Genomic DNA, 4,802 nt, shown 5'->3' with positions numbered 1-4,802 from the left:
GCGTGGGCGTGTGTGGGGGTGGGTGGGGGGGTGGGGGGGGGGGGGGGGGGGGGGGGCGCGGGGGGGGCCGCCCGGGCCCGCGCGCGTGTCCGCGTACGAGTGCATCCGGCCGCGTTCGAACGCAGCCACCTTTACCCAAAGCCATTCCATCGGGTGATCGTCACCCGGTCCGGCTGACTGCCGGTCGGTCCCCAACTAGGGTGCGATGCCAAGCATTCCGGCACTTGGCCCACCGGCATTGCGATGTCAGTGGCGGGTGTCACAGTGGGGGAGTGAGCGAAACCGCCGCAGGGCAGAGGGGGTGAGGTCCGGCCGTGTCCGGAACCGGTTCGATCGTGGAAGTGGGCGCGCCGTCCGCGCGCTCCCGGGCCCTGGCCGTGCTGCGCGTGCGCAGCCGGGCCCTGGCCCTCGGGCTGCTGCCCGCCGCCCTCGCGGTGGTGCTGCTGAGCGCCCGGATGACGGGCCGGCTGACCGCTGACCCGTGGCCCCTGGTGACCCTCGTCGTGTGCGTGGTCGCCGTGGTGGTGCTGCTCGTCGGCGGGGTGTTCGCCGCGGTGGTGCTGCGGGCGAGCCCGGCGCTCACGCCGACGGTGCCGCTGGCGGAGTCCGCCGCGCCCGACCTCTACCGGCTGGTGCGGGACCTGGCCGACCGGATGGACGTGCCCGTGCCCTCCGCGATAGCCCTGACGCCGGACTGCGACAGCTGGCTCGAAGACCGTACGCACGCGGCGCACCGCCGCGGCGGCATAACCGGCGGGCGCGAGACCGAGCCGGGTGCGGCTCCCGTCCTGGTGATCGGCTCGCCGTTCCTGTGGTGGATGCGGGTCGCCGAACTGCGGGCGGTCCTGGCACCGGTCGTCGCCGGTACGGGCCCCTCGGCGCATCCGGACATAGCCGATGCCCGGGGCTTCGTGCGCGGGCTCGACGCCGCCGCGGACGTGGGCGGCCGGCCCGGCCTCGGCTGGATCGGCCGGCCGGCCCGGCTGCTGCTGAGGCTGTGCCGGGAAGACGCCGCAGAGATGGAGCGCGGGGTGGCGGCCGCCGCCTCGGACCGCGCACAGGGGGTGGACTACGGGCTGCGCATCGTCGCCCAGGAACAGGTCGGCCTCGCCTACGCGGGCTGGGACCGGCTGCTGACCCGGGTCGCGCTGCCCGCCTGGCGGATGGGCCGCTGGCCGGCGCACCTCGACGCCGGGGTCGTCTCCGCGCTGACCGAGCTGTCCCGGCGGGACCGGCTGGCCGACGGGTTCACCTCCCGGCTCGGCGTGCGCCGCGTGCTCTTTTGGGGGGCGGGGCGTGGGTTTAGCGCTGTCGCGCCTGCGCTTGTGGCCGCGCGTCTCTCCCAGGGTGGCCCGGCCGCGGCCTCACCGGACTGGTCGCCGGTGGACTGGGCGGCGTATCCGGAGGAGGTCGTGGACCGCAAGTGGCGGGCGGAGGCGGCCCGGCTGCATGCCGCGCTGGACGCCCTCGCCGTACCGGCCGGGCCCGGGCCGACGCTGGACCGGGTGCTGGGCCACCTCACGGACGCGGCGGGCGAGGGAGCGGCCGCGGAGGCGCTGGCCGGCCGGCTGAGCGGTGACCTGGCCAGGGAGGAACGGTCCGGGAGCGCCGCGGTGGCGCGCGGGGTCGACGCCGTGCCGCTGTTCCCGCTCCAGCCGCCCCGCAGCGGGCGGGACCTGCTCGCCGACCACGTGACGGCGATGGTGTGCGCCGCGGCGGTCGACTCGGCCGATGCCGCGCCGGGTCTGGACTGGCTCGACGGCCCGGTGCTCCTGGTCGGCGGCGAACGGCGCGCGGACCTGGCCCCCCGGGTGCTGAGCCTCGTGGAGGACGGCGACCCGGAGCCCCTGCGGGACTGGCTCGCGGAGCTCGGAGTCCGGCCGGAGAAGCCCGTCCGCCTGGTCTGACCCCCCCCACCGGCGCCCGCCCCGCCCGCCTGGACCGCCCCGCCCGCCTGGACCGGGCAGCCCGCCTGGACCGGACCGCCAGCCCGGTCCGTCCCCGCCCGCCCTGCCCCGCCCGCCCGGCCTTGTCCGTCCCGCCCGCCCCGCCCCGGCCGCCCGCGCGCGGGCCCCGCGAAGTTCGGGCTCCGAACCTCCGGATGTGGCGAACGGTGACGGAATGAGTGCGTTATGTGATGTGCTGGGACCGTCGCGGTTCGCAGTCCCGGAACCGCGCGGCGTCGGCGGTGGACAGAGACCGTCCGGGGGGAGCGAGGGAGGGGAGCGGTATGGGTGCGGACCAGATCCGGCGGTGGGAATCAGGGGCGCTCGCGCACGCGGTGAACGATCCCTTCGGCCAGGGACCACTGCCGTGGTTCCGGGGCAGCGAGCTGTACTTCGACGACACGGGGCACGTCGTGCCCTGGTACGTGGACCCGGCCCTGGCGCCCGGCCAGAACCCCCGCGCCCGCAGCGGCGGCGGCCCGCGCACCGCCGACGACGTGCACCGGCAGATCAAGGGGTTCGCCTCCACCGGGGCCGTCGCTCCCGGCGAGGCCATCGACTTCCACATCACCGTGGACCCGCCCCAGCAGTTCTCCGTCGACGTCTACCGCATCGGCCACTACGGCGGCGACGGCGCCTCCAAGATCACCACCAGTCCCCGGCTCTCGGGGATCGTGCAGCCCGCCCCGCTCACCGCCGACCGCACCGTCTCCTGCCACCACTGGTGGCTGTCCTGGCGGCTCCAGGTGCCCTCCTACTGGAGCGTCGGCGCATACGTCGCCGTGCTCACCACCGCCGACGGGTACCGCTCCCACATCCCGTTCACCGTCCGCGACGACCATCCCGCGGACCTGCTCCTGCTGCTGCCCGACATCACCTGGCAGGCCTACAACCTCTACCCCGAGGACGGGCGGACCGGCGCGAGCCTCTACCACGCCTGGGACGACGAGGGCAGGCTGCTCGGCGAGCGGGACGCGGCCATCACCGTCTCCTTCGACCGGCCCTACGCCGGCGCGGGCCTGCCCCTGCACGTGGGCCACGCCTACGACTTCATCCGCTGGGCCGAGCGCTACGGCTACGACCTCGCCTACGCCGACACCCGCGATCTGCACGCCGGCCGGGTCGACCCCACCCGCTACCGCGGCCTGGTCTTCCCCGGCCACGACGAGTACTGGTCGGCCCCCATGCGCCGCACCGTCGAACGCGCCCGCGACCACGGCACCTCGCTCGTCTTCCTCTCCGCCAACACCATGTACTGGCAGGTCGAGCTGGGACCCTCCCCCTCGGGGGTGGACGACCGGCTCCTCACCTGCCGAAAACGCCGCGGCCCCGGCCGCCCCAGCCTCTGGCGCGAGGTCGACCGCGCGGAGCAGCAGCTGCTCGGCATCCAGTACGCGGGGCGGGTCCCCGAGCCCGCGCCGCTGATCGTCCGCAATGCCTCGCACTGGCTCTGGGACTCCACCGGCGCCGACGAGAACGACGAACTCCCCGGCCTGGTCGCCGGCGAGGCCGACCGGTACTTCCCGCGCACCCAGCTCCCCGAGCACCGGGACCGCATCCTGCTCGCGCACTCCCCGTACCTCGACAGCGAGGGCGCCAAGCGCCACCAGGAGACCTCCCTGTACCGGGCCCCGAGCGGCGCCCTGGTCTTCGCGTCGGGCACCTTCGCCTGGTCACCGGCCCTCGACCGGCCCGGCCACGTCGACGAACGGGTCCAGCGGGCCACCGCCAACCTCCTCGACCGGATCTGCAAGCGGGACTGAACGGCCGGGCACCCCGGAGGCCGCGCACCGACCCCGGTACGGGACAATGGGGGTGCGCTCGTACAGAACCACAGGGAGACCCCGTGTCCGGATTCGTAGAAAAGCCCGAGCCGGTTCAGGTGCCCGGCCTCGTCCACCTCCACACCGGCAAGGTGCGCGAGCTCTACCGCGACGGCGACGGCAACCTCGTCATGGTCGCCAGCGACCGCATCTCCGCGTACGACTGGGTGCTCCCCACCGAGATCCCGGAGAAGGGCCGCGTCCTGACCCAGCTCTCCCTGTGGTGGTTCGACCAGCTGAGGGACCTCGTGCCGAACCACGTCATCGGCACCGACCTGCCCGAGGGCGCTCCCGCCGACTGGGCCGGCCGCACCCTGATCTGCAAGAACCTCGACATGGTCCCGGTCGAGTGCGTGGCCCGCGGCTACCTCACCGGCTCCGGCCTCGTCGAGTACGACCAGACCCGCACGGTCTGCGGACTCGCCCTCCCCGAGGGCCTCGTGGACGGCTCCGAGCTGCCCGCCCCGATCTTCACCCCGGCCGCCAAGGCCGAGGTCGGCGAGCACGACGAGAACGTCTCGTACGAGGAGGTCGCGCGCACCACCGGCGCCGAGACGGCGGCCCTGCTGCGCCAGACCACCCTGGCCGTGTACGGCCGGGCCCGGGACATCGCCCGCGAGCGCGGCATCATCCTGGCCGACACCAAGTTCGAGTTCGGCTTCGACAAGGACGGCACCCTCGTCGCCGGCGACGAGGTGCTGACCCCGGACTCCTCCCGCTTCTGGCCCGCCGACGAGTGGAAGCCGGGCCGCGCGCAGCCCTCCTTCGACAAGCAGTTCGTCCGCGACTGGCTGACCTCCCCGGCGTCCGGCTGGGACCGCAAGGGCGAACTCCCGCCGCCGGCCCTCCCGCAGGAGGTCGCCGAGCAGACCGGCGCCAAGTACATCGAGGCGTACGAGCGGCTCACCGGCCTCACCTGGGCCTGAGACACGAAGAAGCCCCCCGGCGTGTTCACCGGGGGGTGCCGCAGGTGGGGGCCACCCCGCGCGAAAGCGCGCCCAACCCCCAGGGCAGGGGGGGGGCGACCCACAAG

Annotated in this window: 3 protein-coding genes; all 3 read left to right on the top strand. The window is 74.8% G+C overall.

All coding sequences use genetic code 11. The annotated features are described in order from the left end of the window. The first annotated feature begins 314 nt into the window (after positions 1–314). The 3 genes from ACFXA3_RS08070 to ACFXA3_RS08060 all read left to right on the top strand — a co-directional run bounded on the left by ACFXA3_RS08070 (position 315) and on the right by ACFXA3_RS08060 (position 4,695). A complete protein-coding gene (locus tag ACFXA3_RS08070) occupies positions 315–1,907 on the top strand; it encodes a hypothetical protein (protein WP_385183576.1) in 1,593 nt (530 codons plus the stop codon). Positions 1,908–2,230: 323 nt separating this feature from the next. Next, positions 2,231–3,709, top strand: a complete 1,479-nt coding sequence (locus ACFXA3_RS08065) for a N,N-dimethylformamidase beta subunit family domain-containing protein (RefSeq protein WP_385183573.1) — start codon at positions 2,231–2,233, stop codon at positions 3,707–3,709. Positions 3,710–3,792: 83 nt separating this feature from the next. Continuing rightward, positions 3,793–4,695, top strand: coding sequence for a phosphoribosylaminoimidazolesuccinocarboxamide synthase (locus tag ACFXA3_RS08060; RefSeq protein WP_385183570.1), 903 nt, complete (start codon positions 3,793–3,795; stop codon positions 4,693–4,695). The last annotated feature ends 107 nt before the right edge of the window (positions 4,696–4,802 follow it).

The sequence above is a fragment of the Streptomyces sp. NPDC059456 genome, assembly GCF_042750055.1.
Classification (GTDB): Bacteria; Actinomycetota; Actinomycetes; order Streptomycetales; family Streptomycetaceae; genus Streptomyces.
This window is presented reverse-complemented; position numbering and strand designations above follow the sequence as displayed.